General features: G+C 40.6%; 14 protein-coding genes and 4 pseudogenes. 10 read left to right on the plus strand and 8 right to left on the minus strand.

Going from position 1 to position 17,737, the window contains the following annotated elements:
* The 3 genes and pseudogenes from ACTVDO_RS16655 to ACTVDO_RS16665 form a co-directional block, all read left to right on the plus strand.
* Positions 1 to 170 (plus strand): ATP-binding protein (locus ACTVDO_RS16655; protein WP_442901915.1); only part of this gene is annotated, 170 nt, incomplete at its 5' end.
* A gap of 139 nt (positions 171 to 309) precedes the next feature.
* Positions 310 to 1,458, plus strand: coding sequence for a zinc-dependent alcohol dehydrogenase (locus ACTVDO_RS16660; RefSeq protein WP_442901914.1), 1,149 nt, complete (start codon positions 310 to 312; stop codon positions 1,456 to 1,458).
* A gap of 119 nt (positions 1,459 to 1,577) precedes the next feature.
* Positions 1,578 to 1,709: pseudogene (locus tag ACTVDO_RS16665) on the plus strand (IS982 family transposase); the annotation flags it as partial.
* Between the two features lie 5 nt (positions 1,710 to 1,714).
* On the opposite strand, the pseudogene ACTVDO_RS16670 reads toward ACTVDO_RS16665, so the two are convergent.
* From ACTVDO_RS16670 to ACTVDO_RS16680, 3 genes and pseudogenes are all read right to left on the minus strand, one after another.
* Positions 1,715 to 3,109: pseudogene (locus tag ACTVDO_RS16670) on the minus strand (IS1634 family transposase); the annotation flags it as partial.
* Between the two features lie 161 nt (positions 3,110 to 3,270).
* Positions 3,271 to 3,699 (minus strand): annotated as a pseudogene (locus ACTVDO_RS16675) (SPFH domain-containing protein); the annotation flags it as partial.
* Positions 3,700 to 4,329: 630 nt separating this feature from the next.
* On the minus strand, positions 4,330 to 4,758 hold the full coding sequence (locus ACTVDO_RS16680; RefSeq protein WP_020961366.1) for a DUF4395 domain-containing protein: 429 nt from the start codon (positions 4,756 to 4,758) through the stop codon (positions 4,330 to 4,332).
* 408 nt (positions 4,759 to 5,166) lie between these two features.
* Between ACTVDO_RS16680 and hxlA the strand changes: the two genes are divergently transcribed.
* A complete protein-coding gene (gene hxlA, locus ACTVDO_RS16685) occupies positions 5,167 to 5,802 on the plus strand; it encodes a 3-hexulose-6-phosphate synthase (protein WP_091703670.1) in 636 nt (211 codons plus the stop codon).
* Between the two features lie 4 nt (positions 5,803 to 5,806).
* The gene (gene hxlB, locus ACTVDO_RS16690) at positions 5,807 to 6,364 is read left to right on the plus strand and encodes a 6-phospho-3-hexuloisomerase (RefSeq protein ID WP_020961364.1); all 558 of its coding nucleotides are present in this window, start codon (positions 5,807 to 5,809) and stop codon (positions 6,362 to 6,364) included.
* A 320-nt stretch (positions 6,365 to 6,684) separates the two neighbouring features.
* On the opposite strand, the gene ACTVDO_RS16695 is transcribed toward hxlB, so the two are convergent.
* From ACTVDO_RS16695 to ACTVDO_RS16715, 5 genes are all read right to left on the minus strand, one after another.
* Complete coding sequence (locus tag ACTVDO_RS16695; protein WP_020961363.1) at positions 6,685 to 7,236, minus strand: DJ-1/PfpI family protein; 552 nt, start codon at positions 7,234 to 7,236, stop codon at positions 6,685 to 6,687.
* A gap of 158 nt (positions 7,237 to 7,394) precedes the next feature.
* Positions 7,395 to 8,066 carry a hypothetical protein gene (locus tag ACTVDO_RS16700; protein ID WP_020961362.1) on the minus strand — a complete coding sequence of 224 codons (672 nt, stop codon included), beginning with the start codon at positions 8,064 to 8,066 and terminating at the stop codon, positions 7,395 to 7,397.
* Positions 8,067 to 8,071: 5 nt separating this feature from the next.
* Positions 8,072 to 8,758, minus strand: a complete 687-nt coding sequence (locus ACTVDO_RS16705; protein WP_020961361.1) for a GNAT family N-acetyltransferase — start codon at positions 8,756 to 8,758, stop codon at positions 8,072 to 8,074.
* A gap of 33 nt (positions 8,759 to 8,791) precedes the next feature.
* Entirely contained in the window at positions 8,792 to 9,649 is an 858-nt protein-coding gene (locus ACTVDO_RS16710; RefSeq protein WP_020961359.1) for a carbon-nitrogen hydrolase family protein, read from the minus strand.
* A 361-nt stretch (positions 9,650 to 10,010) separates the two neighbouring features.
* Complete coding sequence (locus ACTVDO_RS16715) at positions 10,011 to 10,376, minus strand: winged helix-turn-helix transcriptional regulator (RefSeq protein WP_020961358.1); 366 nt, start codon at positions 10,374 to 10,376, stop codon at positions 10,011 to 10,013.
* A 765-nt stretch (positions 10,377 to 11,141) separates the two neighbouring features.
* Here ACTVDO_RS16715 and zwf point away from each other — a divergent pair.
* The 5 genes and pseudogenes from zwf to ACTVDO_RS16740 form a co-directional block, all read left to right on the plus strand.
* A complete protein-coding gene (gene zwf / locus ACTVDO_RS16720; RefSeq protein ID WP_041268026.1) occupies positions 11,142 to 12,599 on the plus strand; it encodes a glucose-6-phosphate dehydrogenase in 1,458 nt (485 codons plus the stop codon).
* Between the two features lie 140 nt (positions 12,600 to 12,739).
* Entirely contained in the window at positions 12,740 to 13,642 is a 903-nt protein-coding gene (gnd, locus tag ACTVDO_RS16725) for a phosphogluconate dehydrogenase (NAD(+)-dependent, decarboxylating) (RefSeq protein ID WP_020961355.1), read from the plus strand.
* A gap of 122 nt (positions 13,643 to 13,764) precedes the next feature.
* On the plus strand, positions 13,765 to 15,102 hold the full coding sequence (locus ACTVDO_RS16730) for a glucose-6-phosphate isomerase (RefSeq protein ID WP_020961354.1): 1,338 nt from the start codon (positions 13,765 to 13,767) through the stop codon (positions 15,100 to 15,102).
* 717 nt (positions 15,103 to 15,819) lie between these two features.
* The gene (locus tag ACTVDO_RS16735) at positions 15,820 to 16,263 is read left to right on the plus strand and encodes an alkaline phosphatase PhoX (RefSeq protein ID WP_020961353.1); all 444 of its coding nucleotides are present in this window, start codon (positions 15,820 to 15,822) and stop codon (positions 16,261 to 16,263) included.
* 91 nt (positions 16,264 to 16,354) lie between these two features.
* Positions 16,355 to 17,486 (plus strand): annotated as a pseudogene (locus tag ACTVDO_RS16740) (IS4 family transposase); the annotation flags it as partial.
* Positions 17,487 to 17,737: the final 251 nt, after the last annotated feature.

Below are 17,737 nucleotides of genomic sequence, written 5' to 3' on the forward strand. Positions count from 1 at the left end.
TCACCTCCAACAAAAGCTTTGGGGAATGGGGAGAAATCGTGGGAGACTCGGTTTTGGCGACAGCGATGTTAGATCGATTACTGCATCATTCCATCATTTTCAACCTAAAGGGGGAAAGCTATCGATTGCGGGAAAAAAGGCTCCAACAAGAAAAACAGAAGGATCAATGAGGTCCTTCTGGGGAATTTTAAACCGGCGATTTTGGGGAAAAAATAATCGGCCTTGACACAACAATGATGAATAAAAAAATAATTTCTGGAAAAGATAATCTAAGACAAAATATAAATTCTAAGAAAGAGGTTGAGAACAATGAAAGCAGTTACTTTTCAAGGTGTAAAAAATATGCAAGTCAAAGAAGTGCCAAACCCAACAATTCAAAAGAATGATGATATTATTGTTCGCATTACTTCAACTGCAATTTGTGGTTCTGACCTTCATATTTATCAAGGGGCAATACCAGCTACAAAAGATTATGTATTAGGACATGAGCCGATGGGTATTGTTGAAGAAGTTGGTTCGGAAGTTACAAAGGTAAAAAAAGGTGATAGAGTAGTTCTTCCATTCAACATTTCATGTGGTCATTGTCATTATTGTCAAAATGAAATGGAGAGCCAATGTGATAATTCTAATCCTAATAAGGCTGTAGACACTGGGGGTTATTTTGGTTTCACTGAAAGATATGGTGGGTATCAAGGTGGTCAAGCGGAACTCCTTCGTGTACCATATGGTAATTTTATTCCTTTTGTTATCCCAGAATCAGTAGAATTAGATGATGAAAAATTGTTGTTTATGTCAGATGTATTACCTACCGCTTTATGGAGTGTCGAGAATGTAGGAGTTAAAAAGGGTGATACAGTTGTCGTTCTTGGTTGTGGACCTGTTGGTTTTATGGCACAAAAGTTTGCATGGTTGAAAGGTGCAAGTCGAGTGATTGCAGTTGACAATGTTCCTTATCGCTTAAATCATGCTAAAAAAATGAACAATGTGGAAGTAATTAACTTTGATGATTTTCCAACATTTGATGATGCTGGAAAATATATTCGTGAATTAACAAAAGGTGGAGCAGATTGTGTCATTGATTGTGTGGGAATGGATGGGAAGAAAACTCCTAAAGAAGCACAAGAACAACAAATGGGTTTAGTTGGGGGAACTACAAGCCCTATACAAATTGGTATGCAAGCTATTAAAAAATTCGGAAATTTACAATTAACAGGTGTATATGGTTCTGTTTACAATCAATTTCCTTTAGGTAATTTATGGGAAAGAAATATTTGTATAAGAATGGGGCAAGCACCTGTTGTTCATTATATGCCAATATTGTTTGATATGATTCAAAAGGATGAATTTGACCCTACTGAAATTATCACGCATGTTGTACCGTTAGACCGAGCAAGTGAAATGTATAAAATCTTCTATGAACATGCAGATGATTGTATAAAAGTAGTTTTAAAACCATAATGAAAAATATAATTATTACCCGTGGTGCTAGATAAAATCAGACAAGCATAAAAAATAGCCCTTGCATGAGGAACCCCTTAAAATGAAAGTGCAACCAAACATCAAAAGGAGAAGTTCCCATGCAAGAGCACTTTCATTTTACAACAGATCGTGTCAAACTTCAAAAACAATATGCATCGATTTTGCTTTTTGTATCGGCTCAACTATCGAGTATCCAGATTCCTCTTCAACGTCGAAATCGTCATTTGTTGTAAATTATCTCGAGTGTTGATTTCAACGTCCGAAAGGCCTGCTCGATATCCACCAGTTGCTTATACCCGAGCGCGACATCCTCGGCAGACAAGGTGTCATCGGAGGTTCGGATGAGATATTTGCCATCGTACTTTTCCGCTTCACGAACCGCTTGCTTGTCGATGCGAAGCGTTCCATCCTTCAATTGACGCAAGTATTTTCCGTAGGACGGATGGGAACGCAGCCGGCAGGTGGCCTTATGATGAGCTTCATTGGGGAGTTGGCGAAGCCCCTCCAACTCCTCTTTCAGCGATTCGAGCAGCTTTTCCCGTTCCTTGCGTTGGCGTTCGGCTTCGCTGGGATTGTACACGAGAACATAGCGCTGACGCGCTTCTCCGTCGCCCACGATGATTTCTTTGATATGCAAGTTCTCGCGAACTTGTTGGTAGCGCCCGCGACGGTTTAGGGCCTCTTCGACGGCGGCTTTGCCGGACCGCATTTTTTCGCCGACAATGTAGTGTCCCCCGGCCTGTTGCAAGATTCGCAAATTCTCTTCAGACGAAAATCCGCGGTCCATCACGCTGATCACACGCCCAAGCTTCCAGCCAATCAAGTCTTGTTTCACCTGTTTGATGACCGTCATATCCATCGTATGGCCAGGCCATACCCAAGCGCGAATGGGGACTCCTTCCCGGGTAACGGCCAGTCCAATGACGATTTGGACCAAATCGGGACGCTTATCTTTGGAAAACCCCTGCTTTCGAAGCGATTCTCCTTCTGGTGTTTCGGATGGATCCACTTCGAAGTACGACGAAGTCGTATCAAAGTAAATCAAATCGACTTCCAGGTTCAATAAATCGGCCACGGCATGGAACACTTGGCGTTCCAATTCCGGCTGCACAGCCAGCAGCTCATCCATCGCCCGGTACAACTGGTGGCTGGCGACTTGGGGAAGATGAGGGATATGCACGTCTTTCTCCACCCACTCCTCCATCGCCAACTTGCTTGACGGATGAAGGGCACGATTCGCCACCATGGCAAAAATCAGCCGTTCCAACGGAATCTGATGATGTCGGGAGGCAAACAAGGAGTGGAGAATCTCTCCCAATCCCAGTTGTCTCCAGAGCTGATCCAAAAGCCAAGCGCCACCAAGGCGTTTGCTTGATTGAAACTGAAAGTCATCCGACACTTCTCCTGTCAACGTCTCGATTTCCCAAGCCTGCTCAGGAGAAAGGAATCGCGAAATGCTTTTGGCCAGACGCTCCAAGACAGCGCGATCCACCTCGTCTTCGCGCCCAAACGAATAAATCACCTTCGCTTTCGCATATTTGGCCTTCGGATCCCATTCGTTGTGAGCAAGCTGGAGATACGCCACGGTCGTTCCATCTTTGTTTTTGCGTGTTACTCGCCGTATGTACATGCCTATATTATAACCGATATTCAGCTGTTTTAAAAGTTAAAATAAACAAGTCGTGTGCCTATGAAATTCAGTGTTTTTTCTAGGATCCGCATCGCGAAATCTTTGATATAACAGCATTTTGGCCATTTTCATTTGCCTAAAATGGCCTCAAAACTGTCGAACTCGGGTTGAATTTCAACGAATTTTTTGTAATTTTCTACATCGAAAATGGCTTTGGCAGAATCAATCACTTTAAATACGATAACCGCTGCAATTTCGATTGGATTTCCTTCAACATCATTCACTTTTAATGTACTGCTGTTAAAGTTGCGGACACGGAGGGAAACGGTTTGGCGAATCGTTAATGGAACCGTAAGAAATAACCCGCTGTCACGAATGCTGCCTAAATAACGCCCGAAAAAGGTGACGACTTTTGCTTGATTTGGCTGAACAATCGTAATGCCGCTTGCGAATATCCCCGCCAAAATTACGCATATAACAGCTACGACGATCCGTTGATGAAAAAAGCTAAACACTGCTGCCCCTAATAAAGTTGCAATGAGGACAATCCCGACAAACCCATTGATATACGATGCTTTTGTTTCTTTCATAAACATCCCCGCCTTAATATTAATTTTATATCATAATGATATCATTATTTCAAAAATATGTAAAAGAAAATGGGCATTCAAAGTAAAATTTTTATGAAGGTGTTTTAAAAAAGCCGGAAGACTTATCCGGAGGCATGAAACGATTGTTTTGTGATTTTTCAGGAGTGATTCATATCGATGAATAATAACCGCAAACATATGAAAGAAAAACATAGATCGGCACGTGATTTTGCCAATAGTAAAACTTATACGCAAATAGGGGAAAGAGCACGGTGTTTCCATTTTATACAATGAAATCGGGGTTATTTAACAGATTGAAAAAGAAGTGGCATTTATATTCGATTGATGAAGCGTATGCACCAGGTTGTCAGCCGATTGGTCCAAGAGGCATGGACGGTGCTCGTTAGCCTTACGAGGGGATACGATATGATGAAAGCGAGTGATATTCTCCAGATTGACACAACAATCGATTTTTATGATATGAAAAGCCGTACAACTACATAGGTGATTATGAAGTTTTCAAGGGAAAGAAATTATATAGAGGGGCCGACTCATAAAGTGTCTATTTAATACACAGCTGTGGGTATGACACTTTACTGGAATCAGGTCAGCCCCTATTTTTGTATGACACTAATGATTCGAGGCTTTTTTATAGCGGTATTGTTGCCATTGATAACGAATAAAACATCCGATACAAAATCCGAGGATAGCGACAAATGCTGCTAACGCGACCATCGCTGTGAAGATATAGGCAACGACCATCCAGTCAGCTAAGTAACTTATTAAGCCGGCAGAAAGGCAGATGACAGCAATGACTTGATTAAACTGCTGCTGTTCGGCGTCTTCTGGGACGTACTCAGAAGGATGCTTCTTTAAAAACAACTTTGCGAACCGCATAACAGGATTAAAATCAAAGAATAATCCAAGCAATCCAGCAGCTAATGGAAAAGCAAGCAACCATTCTTGTCCTGACAGCCATGTTGCAACAACACTAACAACAATAAACCATTGATTGGCTCTTACAAGCGGACGGGGGATTGAACGGTTCGTTTCTTTCATTGTTTATTCCCACCTTTCTTATATGATTATATGAATTTTACTACTGTTTTGTCATTTTGTGAAGTCAATGAATGTCTTTGAAAAAATGAGGATTTATTGCAAAATGGCGAAAGAAAGTACATATTAGTACGGTTGAAGAGGAAAGGAGGGAATTTATCGGTATACGTTCAAATTCATGTTTCGACATACGCATCGGTCAGATGTTGTTAGGCACATTTTGAAAAAGGAAGACAGGTGTTCCGAGAATGAAATGATCATATCCAATAGTATACTTTTTAACACTATGTAAAAATAAAGTGCGTACTTTCTAAAGAAAATCATACATAGTATACTGATTGCTGTACAAGCGGAAAAGATATGTTTGCTTGTGCAACAAACAATCAATTTTTATTAGGGGGGTAAGAATTCATGCAACTACAATTAGCATTGGATCTTGTAAATATTCCCGAAGCAAAAGAGCTTGTGAAAGAAGTTGAGGAGTATGTGGATATTGTAGAAATCGGTACTCCTGTTATTATTAATGAAGGCCTGAGAGCTGTTAAGGAAATTAAAGAAGCATTCCCTCATTTAACCGTTCTAGCCGACTTAAAAATCATGGATGCGGCTGCATATGAAGTCATGAAAGCATCCGAAGCTGGCGCGGACATTATCACGATCCTTGGAGTGGCTGAAGATATGTCAATCAAGGGGGCCGTTGAAGAAGCTAGAAAACAAGGAAAAAAAATCTTGGTTGACATGATCGGTGTTAAAAATTTAGAAGAACGCGCTAAAGAAGTGGATGAGTTTGGTGTAGACTATATTTGTGTACACACAGGATACGATCTTCAAGCAGTCGGAAAAGATTCTCTTGAAGAACTTCACACAATTAAGCGTGTTGTGAAAAATGCGAAAACAGCCATCGCCGGCGGCATTAAATTAGACACGCTGCCAGAAGTCATTAAAGCAAAACCGGATCTTGTCGTTGTCGGCGGCGGTATTACCGGACAAAAAGATAAACGAGCTGTAGCTGCTGAAATGAAAAAAATGATCCAACAAGGTGAATGAAATTATGCAGACTACACAATATTTAGGTGAAATCATCAAAGAGTTAAATCGGACAGCTGATTTCATCGCTGATGAAGAAGCGGAAAAATTGGTAAATGGGATTCTTGAAGCAAAGAAAATTTTCGTAGCTGGCGCAGGTAGATCTGGATTTATGTCCAAATCTTTTGCGATGCGAATGATGCACATGGGGTTAGAAGCCTATGTAGTAGGCGAAACCATAACCCCTAGCCTAGAACAAGATGACATTTTGATCATCGGATCGGGTTCAGGGGAAACGAGAAGTTTAGTTTCCATGGCTGAGAAAGCCAAAAGCTTAGGTGCAACCGTAGCGTTAGTGACCATTTTCCCTGAATCGACCATTGGACAATTGGCTGATATCACGGTCAAGTTGCCTGGTTCACCTAAAGACCAATCAGATAATGGATACAAAACGATACAGCCGATGGGATCGCTTTTTGAGCAAACCCTCTTGCTGTTTTATGATGCGATCATATTAAGATGCATGGAGAAAAAAGGATTGGACTCCAATACGATGTTTAAAAGACATGCCAACCTTGAATAGCGTAAGGAGTCCTAATCACCATTTTAAGTCCTAACCAAAATTTTAAACTAATTCAAGTAATTGATCAAACTGAATTTTCACCTCAATAAACAAAGAACAAAAAGACCGCAAAGCGTTTCTTACATTTCTTAAAGGAAGCGTTTTGCGGTCTTTTCATTAGAGTCATGCCTGTTACGCTCAGGAGTATGAGATGTCCTACCTTTTCATGAGAATACGTCTTCGTGTCTGATTGAGAAGTAAAAACAGCTCATCAATCTTTGTGTCTAATGTCGTTTAAATCAAAAAGGCGTTCCCATAGGAGAACGCCTTAACAAACGATGTTACTTGTTTAATAACTTAATAAATTCACGCATAAACGCTGGTAAATCCGGCCATGCATGAGCAGATACGAAATTGTTGTCAACATGAGTTGGCTCAGATACATAGTTGGCGCCAATCGCTTCTACACCTGGCTTGCAGGCAATGTATGCGGTCATGCTGCGCCCTTTCATAATATCAGGAAGGGTTTCTAATACAAGTGAAGCATGGCAAATCGCCGCAACTGGTTTGTTCGCTTCAAAGAAATGGCGCACAATTTTTGGCAAGTTTTCATCGAGGCGGATGTATTCTGGCGCACGCCCTCCCGGAATAATGAGCGCATCGTACTGTGTTGGATCGATTTCTGCAAACGATGCATGTGCATCAATGAGATAGCCTGGCTTTTCTACAAAAGTATCCCAATCAGCGAAATCGTGGACAACTGTATGCAGTTTCTTTTTCTTTGGAGCAGCGATTGTAACATCAAAACCTTCCTCTAACAAACGGTAATACGGATAATAAATCTCCAAAGCTTCCACTGCATCTCCTGTAACAATTAATACTTTTTTGCTCATATGAACAACCTCCTTCACTACTATGATACATTTATAGAAAGAATTTTAACACGGTACTTTTTATAAACAAAGTGTACTGTCACTATTTGAATTGATAAAGGATTTTTTAGTTTTTTGAATTTGGACTTTTGAAATTAAATGAATATGACGTTAGTACATTAAATGCTTAAAAGAGGTACCGTATTTTTGGTTTCAAGATTTTCAACCATTTCATACCAAGCCTTTGGTTTGTTTGATAAGACAGAATAATAACGTTTCAAAAACTTCACAACAAGCTCCGCTGGAAGTTCATTTACGTTATCATCCATCGGAAGGAAACAAAGGTCGAGTCCTGTTACAGCCTCTCCATCATTGTTCCAGGATGGATGAACATAAGGGAAATCAAGGCGCTTATAACCAAGATGAGACAATACTTCACGGCGGACATATGGATCCATCGGTTTAATTCCGCCAAATTCATAATGTTCCACCCGATAAGGATCATAAATTTCCGCAAACATGCCAAATAACTGCTTTCCGTTTGCTGCTGCCCAAGCGTTCAAATCTTCTAGCCTCTTTTGCGCTAAAAATCGGCCGATGCCAAGTCCTGCTTGGCCAATGATCGTGAAGTCTGTCATTGCGACATTTAAATCTTCATAATAGCGGTACTCTGTCGCACCTACGACATTTCCTTCGTGAACAGCAACACACACACGAATTCCCGGATCTTCAAGAGGCTCTTTCCAAAGATCGAATGCTAATACTTCTTCAGGAGGAAATACCTCTTGCATCAATTCGTGCATTTTTTTAAACAAAGGGTCCTCGATACTCGTAATTCTCCGATATTCCATGTTCATCATTCTCCTTGTTCAGATTTTGTTGTATAAAAAGGATTTTTCCATTCCATCAGCGCCGCGTAGTTACAAGACTCTTCATCCTCTAAATAGTTAGCCACCACTTGAACAGGGGTACGGCCGCAGCGAAGCAGGAAAGTGATAACAGGGTCCTTTAATTCTCCTTTGACGACTGCTTCGAGGTATTGTTCTGCCGTCATCTCATCAGCTTTTTTATGATAGCCGGGCATTCTTCCTCCGCCTAACAGACGTTTTAATCCCAATTGAACGACGACTTCATACATGGATAACATTAGCCATTTTCCTAATCCTAATTTGCGATAAGCAGGACGCACGCCAATATCGACTACATAGAGCGTATTTCCATTTGGATTATGGTTGCGAATATATCCATTATCGGTAATTTCTTCCCATGTATGCTCCGGGTGATTCGGGTCAAAGTCAACAATCAATCCTGTCATCGATCCAGCAATTTCACCATCGACCTCTACACATAAGGCTCCTTCTGGAAAGAGAGTAACATGGTTTTTCAGCTGTTCCGTGTTCCACCATAATTCAGATGGGAATGGCGGTGGGAAACTTTCTTGCTGGATGCGGATTAAGCCGGGAAAGTCCTTTTCTTCATAATTTCGAATGACCGTCGGAACAGGCCGATCTTGGTCAAAGACGTAAAATTCTTTTCGATACATTTTTCTCCCTCCTTTAAGAGCGCTAGTCTTACCTTATTTCCAATCCGGATAGAGATCGGTGCGTCGGTCACGCCATGTGGTGACGGAACCGCTTTCGCGAACCTGGTATAACAGTTCTAAATCGAGATCAGCGGTTACAATCATATCATGATTGATTTCCCCTTCGACTAAGATGCCGCGCGGAGGAAATGGAATATCGTTTGGTGTAATCACCGCTGCTTGCCCAAAATTCGCCCGCATAAAGTCAACCGTCGGAAGGGAACCTACTGTACCCGTCGTGACGACATAAACTTGATTTTCGATGGCTCTTGCATGGCTTGTGTAACGAACACGATGGAATCCGTGACGATCATCCGTGCAAGAAGGGCAGAAAATGACATCCGCACCTTTCGCTTTAGCTATGCGAACAATTTCTGGAAATTCAATGTCATAGCACGTCAACATCGCAATGGTTCCTTTTTCGGTTTCGAACACTTGTAGACCATCGCCAGGCGACATGTTCCATTCTTTTACTTCCGTAGGAGTAATATGGAGCTTTGCCTGTTCTGCGACTCTTCCATCTGGATAGAACAAATGAGCCACATTGTATAATCGGTCACCTTTACGGATGACATGTGTTCCTCCAATAATATGCATCTTTGTTTTCTTGGCTAAATCTATAAATAAAGACCGATATTGTTCAGTAAAATCAGGAAGCTCTTGAATCGTCAAAGGCTGTCCTTGTTCATTGCCAATGGACATGAGCTGAGTAGTAAAAAATTCTGGGAATAAAACAAAATCTGCATCAAATTCTTGAGCTGTTTTAATATAATGCTCCACTTGATTAGCAAATTCTTCAAAAGAATTTATGGTATGGAGATGATATTGAACGGCTGAAACTCTTAGTTTCATAAGCCTCCTCCTTTCTTTGTCATCAGTCTAAAAAATTTTACACCATTCATGTTATTAATAACCATGATATTTGATATTATTAAGCACATCATTCGCTTTAACAAGTACACACTTTCATGTAACATAGTGTAAAAAAGTATACTAAAAGGGAATATAAAGAATTAAGCGAGGAGAGTCATCAATGTATATACGTAAAAAAACGGGCAGCAGACCATTTATAAAGATGCTGCCCGATTTTTGATGACTATATTCCTCTATAAGATTTAGCGCTCCAATAAACACACATTCTTTCTACAAACATAACGATATTGAAATAAAGGAAGATGAGAAGGCCGTTTTCGAATTTTTAAGAAGAGTGTTTTTATTTGGCAGATTCATTGATTTTTACTTGGCCCTTCACGACCGTCTCCATATAATTTTTACCCCACTCATACATAGCATCGAGAATTGGCATTAGACTTTTTCCATGTTCAGTAAGTGAATATTCTACTTTTGGAGGAACAACTGGATAGACTTTGCGTTCAACAATAAGGTCTGCTTCCAGTTCTCGCAGCTGGTTAACAAGCATTCGTTGGGTGATCCCCGGCATGAGAGCCTTCAGCTCGCCAAACCGCTTCGTCCCACCTTTTCCTAGATGCCATAAAATAAGCATTTTCCATTTACCGCCAATAACAGCAAGTGTCAATTCTTTTTCACAGTTATACATTTTGCCACAAACATGTCCCATTTATTCCACCTCCATCTCTATTATAAACCAATAGTATACTTTTTATCACTATATGACAATAATGCATGTATTTACAAAACATTTCATTTCCACCCATAACATCTAGGATTTATTTCTTCTTACAGATAAAGGACTTTTCATGAAGTCATTCCATTGAGCATATATCCGTACTGATTATAACCATAAGTATACTTTTTTATACTATATTATATTTTTATCACTACGTGATAATAAAGTGCGTACTTCTAAAACAGGATTATACGGATTATACTAGCGTCTGTAAAACAAAACGTAAGCATAGGAGGGGACAACATGAATCGTGGTCCAAATACGTGCCAAGAATATTGGGGTATCCGGGGAGTTGTTCCATGCACACGTGGATGAAATGACAGCCAATGCCGTGCAAGATCCATGCACAAGCACGAATCCGCGTGAAACATCTGTAGAAGAAATGAAAAAATTATATATCGCCGCGTTTTATGGCCTAAATGTGAACTTCTAAGCAATAGAAGAAAAGACAAATATCACTACATTTTCTTACGAGAGATAAAAAGATCGGATTTAATTGAAATTCTGATCTTTTTATCTTGCATAGATAATCTTTCTTTATCGCGTTTGTACTCAAGAGCTCGATCGGAAAAGATGAAGGGCGTAAAAAGAGTCCAAAATGATGGATTTTGTATTTTCAATAGTTGTTATCTACTTTTTTAGTACAAGAAGAAATCTGGAGTTTTTCTGTTTGGAAAGATGGGGGTGAAATCAAAAGTGGATTCTATGACCTTTGTCTTGTTTGGGGCAACAGGGGATTTAGCGAAAAGAAAAATTTTTCCTGCATTATATCATTTATTTCTCGATCAAAAAATGCCTGACTCGTTTTCCATTATTGGCGTAAGCAAAAGTGGATTGTCTGATGACGAATTTCAAACACATGTGGAAAATTCATTAAAAACATTTTCTAGACGTTTGACAAATGACCGTTCCAAAATGGAAGAATTCCTTCGTGCGTTTCGTTATATTTCTTTAGATGTAACAAATGCACAAGGGTATAAAAAGCTGCTTGAAATCGTTCAACAGCGTGAAAAAGAGTTGAATATTCCTGAAAACCGCATGTTTTATTTATCTGTTGCGCCAGAGTTTTTTGATGTGATTGCCTCAAACATCAAGGAGAGCGGATTAGGATCGGCAAGAGGTTGGAAACGTTTGATGATCGAAAAACCGTTTGGGCACGATTGGAGATCGGCACAACATTTAAATGAAAAGTTAAGTCAAGCTTTTGAAGAAGAGGAAATTTATCGAGTGGACCATTACCTTGGAAAGCCGATGGTCCAAAATCTTGAAGCCTTAAAATTTGCCAACCCTGTGTTTCAATCATTATGGAACAATCAGTATATAGCGAATGTACAAATTACGGCTAGTGAAACGGTTGGGGTAGAAGAGAGAGCGGGGTATTATGACCAGGCAGGGGCCATTCGCGATATGTTCCAAAATCATATGCTGCAATTGTTGATGATGACAGCCATGCACCTGCCAAAACGGATCAGCGCAAAAGACATCCGTGACGAAAAAAGAAAAATCATCGAATCTCTTCGCCCATTACAAAAAGAAGAAGTAGGTTTACATGTCGTTCGCGGCCAATATGGTCCTGGAGAAATCTTTGGTAAACCAGTTGTTGGATATAAAGAAGAGCCTGGAATTGCTGCTTCTTCAACAACAGATACATTTGTTGCGGCTCGCTTGTGGATTGATGATGAGTTTTGGAGTGGGGTGCCATTTTATCTCCGTACAGGGAAAAGAATGAAGGAAAAATCTACTCGTATTGTGATTGAGTTTAAAAATCCATTAAAGGAATGGTACTTGCCAAAAAATGAGGAAACGGTTCCTAATCTTTTAGTGATTGAAATCAATCCGAATGAGGGTGTTACGTTGCAATTAAATAGTAAAAATATATTAAACAATGGAAAAATCGAGCCTATTCATATGCATTTTTCAACTAATGAGAAAAATGTACCTGAAGCCTATGAATTGTTAATTTTTGATGCTTTGCGAGGCGATTCGACTTTCTTTGCTCATTGGAAAGAAGTTGAACTTTCTTGGAAGTGGGTACAGCCTGTTTTAGAGGCATTTGAGGGAAATCTCCTTCCCCTTCATTCGTATCGTTCAGGTTCAATGGGGCCAGAGGCTTCTCATCGGTTACTGGAAGAGGACGGATTCAATTGGTGGTAGTTACGAATGATCGTGTCGAACTTCATTCTCATCATTAGAAAATATCATTTCTAAATGGAACTATAGATTAGCTGTGCATATATACGTATAAAATGTGAATAATGTCGAAAGGTTAAATCAGTTCGAGGAGGGCAATGAACATGAAAGTCGGGTTAATCGGTTTAGGGAAAATGGGATTAAACTTAGGTAAAAATCTCATTGACCATAAACATGAAGTAGTGGCGTTCGATGTAAATGCAAATGCGGTTGAAGAAATAAAAAAATACGGCGCTAAAGGTGTATCAAGCTTAGAGGAACTCGTTTTATCATTAGAAAATCCAAGAATTGTTTGGCTCATGGTTCCGCACAATGTTGTTGATTCGGTTATTCGTGAGATTACCCCATTTTTAAACAAAGGAGACATCGTGATTGATGGCGGCAATTCTCACTATAAGGAATCGATTCATCGTTATAATGAGCTAAAAGAAGCTGGGATTCGTTTTATGGATGCCGGGACTTCTGGCGGGGTGGAAGGTGCTCGGAACGGAGCATGCTACATGGTTGGAGGAGATCCTGAAGCTTGGAGCATTGTCGAGCCTCTTTTCCGGGATACGGCTGTAGAAAATGGGTATTTATATGCAGGAAAAGCAGGCAGCGGCCACTTTTTAAAAATGGTTCACAATGGGATTGAATACGGGATGATGGCTGCCATTGGTGAAGGATTTGAAATATTAGAGAAAAGCGAATTCGATTATGACTATGAAAAAGTAGCAAGAGTATGGAATAACGGCTCGGTTATTCGTTCATGGCTTATGGAATTAACAGAACGCGCCTTTTCTAAAGATGCAAAATTAGAGGAAATCAAAGGAATTATGCATTCTTCCGGTGAAGGAAAATGGACAGTCGAAACAGCTTTAGATTTACAAACAGCCACTCCTGTCATCGCTATGTCCTTATTGATGCGTTATCGTTCATTAGAAACAGATACATTTACAGGTAAAGTAGTAGCAGCTTTACGCAACGAATTCGGCGGACATGCTGTAGAAAAAAATGAGAAGAAATAAATTTAAGTATTTGAAGCATCTCCATAAAACGTTCTTAACCGAAAAACTTTCAGATGCAAGATCGAAAATAATAAATTACACAGAAGAACGATGGTGAATTTTGCAAAGAAAGGAGAAGGTATATGACTGTCTCTTTTGATTATTCCAATGCATTACCATTTATGAAAGAGAGCGAGCTCGAGCATTTAAGTGAATTTGTCAAAGTCGCTCATCATATGCTTCATGAAAAGAAAGGCCCGGGATCCGATTTTCTTGGTTGGGTGGATTGGCCGGTCCGCTATGATAAAGACGAATTTGGTCGAATCAAACAAGCTGCCGAAAGAATCCGAAATCATTCAGATGCTCTTGTTGTTATCGGCATCGGCGGGTCTTATTTAGGTGCAAGGGCAGCTATTGAAGCGTTGTCCCATACTTTTCATAACCAAATGAATGATACGACGCAAATTTATTTCGCCGGTCAGAATATCAGTTCCACTTATATCTCTCATTTATTAGATGTATTAGAAGGCAAAGATCTCTCTATCAACGTCATTTCCAAATCGGGAACAACGACCGAGCCTGCCATTGCTTTCCGTATTTTCCGCGACTACATGGAGAAAAAATATGGAAAAGAGGAAGCAAGAAAACGGATTTATGTGACTACCGATCGAGAAAAAGGAGCATTAAAAAAGCTCACCGATCAAGAAGGATATGAAACTTTCGTTATTCCAGATGACATAGGCGGGAGATATTCTGTGCTGACAGCAGTCGGCCTGTTGCCAATTGCCGTAGCCGGACTGAATATTGACCGAATGATGGAAGGGGCAGCATCAGCATATCATAAATATAATAATCCTGATCTTTTAACCAATGAGAGTTATCAGTATGCCGCTGTGCGAAATATTCTCTATCGTAAAGGAAAAGCGATCGAATTATTGGTGAACTATGAGCCATCCCTTCATTATGTATCTGAGTGGTGGAAACAGCTGTTTGGCGAAAGTGAAGGGAAAGATCAGAAAGGACTCTTTCCTGCATCTGTTGACTTTACAACTGATTTGCATTCGATGGGGCAATATGTTCAAGAAGGCCGCCGTAATCTGATCGAAACGGTGCTGCAGGTCAAAAAACCGCAAATCGAGCTAACGATCCAAGAAGATCCAGAAAATATCGATGGATTGAACTTCCTGGCCGGCAAGACATTGGATGAAGTGAACAAAAAAGCTTTCCAAGGTACGCTGTTAGCCCATGTAGACGGTGGAGTACCGAACTTAATTGTTGAACTGGATGAAATGGATGAATATACATTTGGTGAAATGGTATACTTTTTCGAAAAGGCTTGCGGCATCAGCGGACATTTACTAGGCGTGAACCCGTTTGATCAGCCGGGAGTGGAAGCTTACAAGAAAAATATGTTTGCCTTGCTTGGCAAGCCGGGATTTGAAGCGGAAAAAGCGGCTCTCATGAAGCGGTTATCTAAATAACGTTTTCTTACATGTTCTCTTTAAGTGGAAAATTTTAGATATACAAATCCTGCAGTTGTATCCAATTTAGGAAGATAACTTCTTTTTCAGTCCTATAGTTCGCTACCACGGGGGAAAATAGACGAGGCTGACCCATAAGTGTCTGAGCTCACGCGTATCCCATCTATTTTGTTGCGGGGTCTGACACTTTACTTTTGGGCCAGCCTCGTTATATCTCAATTATAGTTCATAAATTTGTGATGTAGGGAATTCCTCTTGTGATAAATTCATTTAAGCAGGATGTTGCATTTTTTTATTGAAAGGTGCCGCTGGTTAGAGCTACTAATCGAATTTTATTTCTAATATTTTTTATCAGCAATTTCTTCATGTTCTTTATCTAGCACTTCACTCGTAATTCATTTTATCCAGTCTCGGTTAACTCCATAGGGCTGATTTTGTACGTTTTGTCAACCTCTCTTATGTCTTCTAAATATTCATTTTCCCTTTTCAACCCAAAACGAATCACCCTTTTTTAATGGTGAATCATCTGTAATTTGAAAGTGATCGCTACACTCATTTTCTGAACGCTGAATCGTTTCATTAACATAATCTACAAATATTTAAAATCTTTTCAATTATTTAACAATTATTTACATTAGATTAATTAACATTTTCTTTCTTGATTAATATAATCAAGTTGTCAATTCATTAAAAATTTTGAAAGGGGCTAATAAATTTATGGACCGCCGTTTATTCTTAAAATATGTAGGAAGTAGTACCGCGGCGTTAGTTGCAGCATCATCCGGAATTGAAGCGTTAACAAATAAAGCGAGTGCCATGACAGCAGACCATTTAATGAATGGTCAAACGAAAGGGAAAGGTAAGCGACTTACAGCACCTTTCAAACCTATTAGTCGTACATGGGAAAATGATCTAGTTCTACCTAAAGGGTATAGATACAACATTATTGCTTCATACGGAGATGTAATTAACTCAAAAGGCGAAAAATTTGGTGATTCAGCCGATCTTACTGTTTACTTCCCAATCGATAGTTTGAAAGGCGGCAACAATTCAGAAGAGGGATTAATCTGGGTTAACCATGAATTTCCTGAACCGGAAAATTATATGAAGATACTAGGGGTTGATCCAAGTAAATTTAATAAATCCAATCAGGCGTGTTGATTATCCAATAAAATCCAAAGGGTATAGAAAAAAGAGCACCTTTCCTGTAGAATGTGGGTAGCGACACAAACAAACCCAGGAGGTGCTCTCTATGAACAAGCATACCACACTCCCGAATTTGATGCAAAAACTTGTTTCGGATGAAGAGATTCAACGGATTGCCGAAGCGGTTGGGTATCGTGATTCGTCTCGAACCTTTACGTTGCGCGAGTTGATTCACTTCTTCCTGCTGGCCGCCATGCATCAATGGAAAAGCTTTCGCCACGGAGCCGATGTGGGGCCTCTGTATGGATTGCCGCGATTCCATTATTCAACTGTATCCAAGAAAGCGAAAGAATTTCCCTATGACATCATGAAACGCTTGTTGGCGTTGATCATTTCCAAGTGCAACCGCCAAACCCGCCGTTCGCTTCGGTTTCCCAAACCGCTTCGGGTGGTGGATTCGACGACCGTCACGGTCGGGAAAAACCGCCTGCCATGGGCGCCGTATCACGGCGAACGCGCCGGAGTGAAGCTGCACGTCGCGTATTCGCCGGAATCCTCGTTGCCGGCAGACGTGGTGGAAACCCATCGGACTGCGTCATGATGGCCCGGTGGGAGAACAGTTGACGAACGCTCAACAAGTGCTGGTGGAAGACCGGGCGTATTTCAAAATCGAACGCCTCGATCGATTTGTGGAGCAGCATCAGCTCTTTGTCATTCGGATGAAGGACAACATCGAACTTCATCAGAAAAAAAGCTTGAAACGCCTTTCCAGCACATCCTCATCGGTTCAAGCCGACTTCACGTGCCAGTTGGGGACGAAACAATGCCGCTCGACCAAGCGTCACCGGGTGGTGATCTTTCGAGATGCGAATGGCCGCGACATTCGGGTCGTGACGAACCTCTTCCATGCATCTGAGGAAACCATTGCCGACATGTACCAACAACGTTGGACTGTTGAGGTCTTTTTCCGTTGGGTGAAGCAATATCTGAATGTCCCGACCTTGTTTGGCACGACGGAAAATGCGGTATACAACCAACTGTTTGCGGCGTTCATCGCGTATGTGTTGCTGCGATGGCTGTATGATCAAACCAAAAAACAGACGAACGTCTCTCTTTCCTTCATTTCGTTCGTTCGCCGTTTTTTCTCTGGGCAGCTTCCTCTCGATTGGAAATCCGGGATGGCCGCTGCTTTGTTTGAGTATGCCCAAATTTATGGAAGGCGTATGTATAATTTTGGACAATCAACACTCCTGATTTTTGAAAATTTTATATTGACAATATATATATACCCGTGGTGCTAGTTGAGCTTTAGCGCTCAACTAGCACCACGGGTATAATTTAGTGATATGCTTTACTCAAAAGAAAGGAGCATTCCCGTTAGGAGCTTTTCCGGGGACTTGATCAAAAAAAGCCCTCTTGGTATGATGCAGGGGTGTCAAACAATACCTACCATCATGCCAAGGAGGACTTCAGATGAATTGTACACAAA

It is taken from the genome of Geobacillus sp. BK01 (genome assembly GCF_052220245.1).
In the GTDB taxonomy this organism is placed as follows: domain Bacteria; phylum Bacillota; class Bacilli; order Bacillales; family Anoxybacillaceae; genus Geobacillus.

Excerpts from the sequence above, each read along its gene's own strand:
- ACTVDO_RS16660 (WP_442901914.1), top strand. The coding sequence starts at position 310 with ATGAAAGCAGTTACTTTTCAAGGTGTAAAAAATATGCAAGTCAAAGAA.
- ACTVDO_RS16680 (WP_020961366.1), bottom strand. The coding sequence starts at position 4,758 with ATGAAAGAAACGAACCGTTCAATCCCCCGTCCGCTTGTAAGAGCCAAT.
- hxlA (WP_091703670.1), top strand. The coding sequence starts at position 5,167 with ATGCAACTACAATTAGCATTGGATCTTGTAAATATTCCCGAAGCAAAA.
- hxlB (WP_020961364.1), top strand. The coding sequence starts at position 5,807 with ATGCAGACTACACAATATTTAGGTGAAATCATCAAAGAGTTAAATCGG.
- ACTVDO_RS16695 (WP_020961363.1), bottom strand. The coding sequence starts at position 7,236 with ATGAGCAAAAAAGTATTAATTGTTACAGGAGATGCAGTGGAAGCTTTG.
- ACTVDO_RS16700 (WP_020961362.1), bottom strand. The coding sequence starts at position 8,066 with ATGGAATATCGGAGAATTACGAGTATCGAGGACCCTTTGTTTAAAAAA.
- ACTVDO_RS16705 (WP_020961361.1), bottom strand. The coding sequence starts at position 8,758 with ATGTATCGAAAAGAATTTTACGTCTTTGACCAAGATCGGCCTGTTCCG.
- ACTVDO_RS16710 (WP_020961359.1), bottom strand. The coding sequence starts at position 9,649 with ATGAAACTAAGAGTTTCAGCCGTTCAATATCATCTCCATACCATAAAT.
- ACTVDO_RS16715 (WP_020961358.1), bottom strand. The coding sequence starts at position 10,376 with ATGGGACATGTTTGTGGCAAAATGTATAACTGTGAAAAAGAATTGACA.
- gnd (WP_020961355.1), top strand. The coding sequence starts at position 12,740 with ATGAAAGTCGGGTTAATCGGTTTAGGGAAAATGGGATTAAACTTAGGT.
- ACTVDO_RS16730 (WP_020961354.1), top strand. The coding sequence starts at position 13,765 with ATGACTGTCTCTTTTGATTATTCCAATGCATTACCATTTATGAAAGAG.
- ACTVDO_RS16735 (WP_020961353.1), top strand. The coding sequence starts at position 15,820 with ATGGACCGCCGTTTATTCTTAAAATATGTAGGAAGTAGTACCGCGGCG.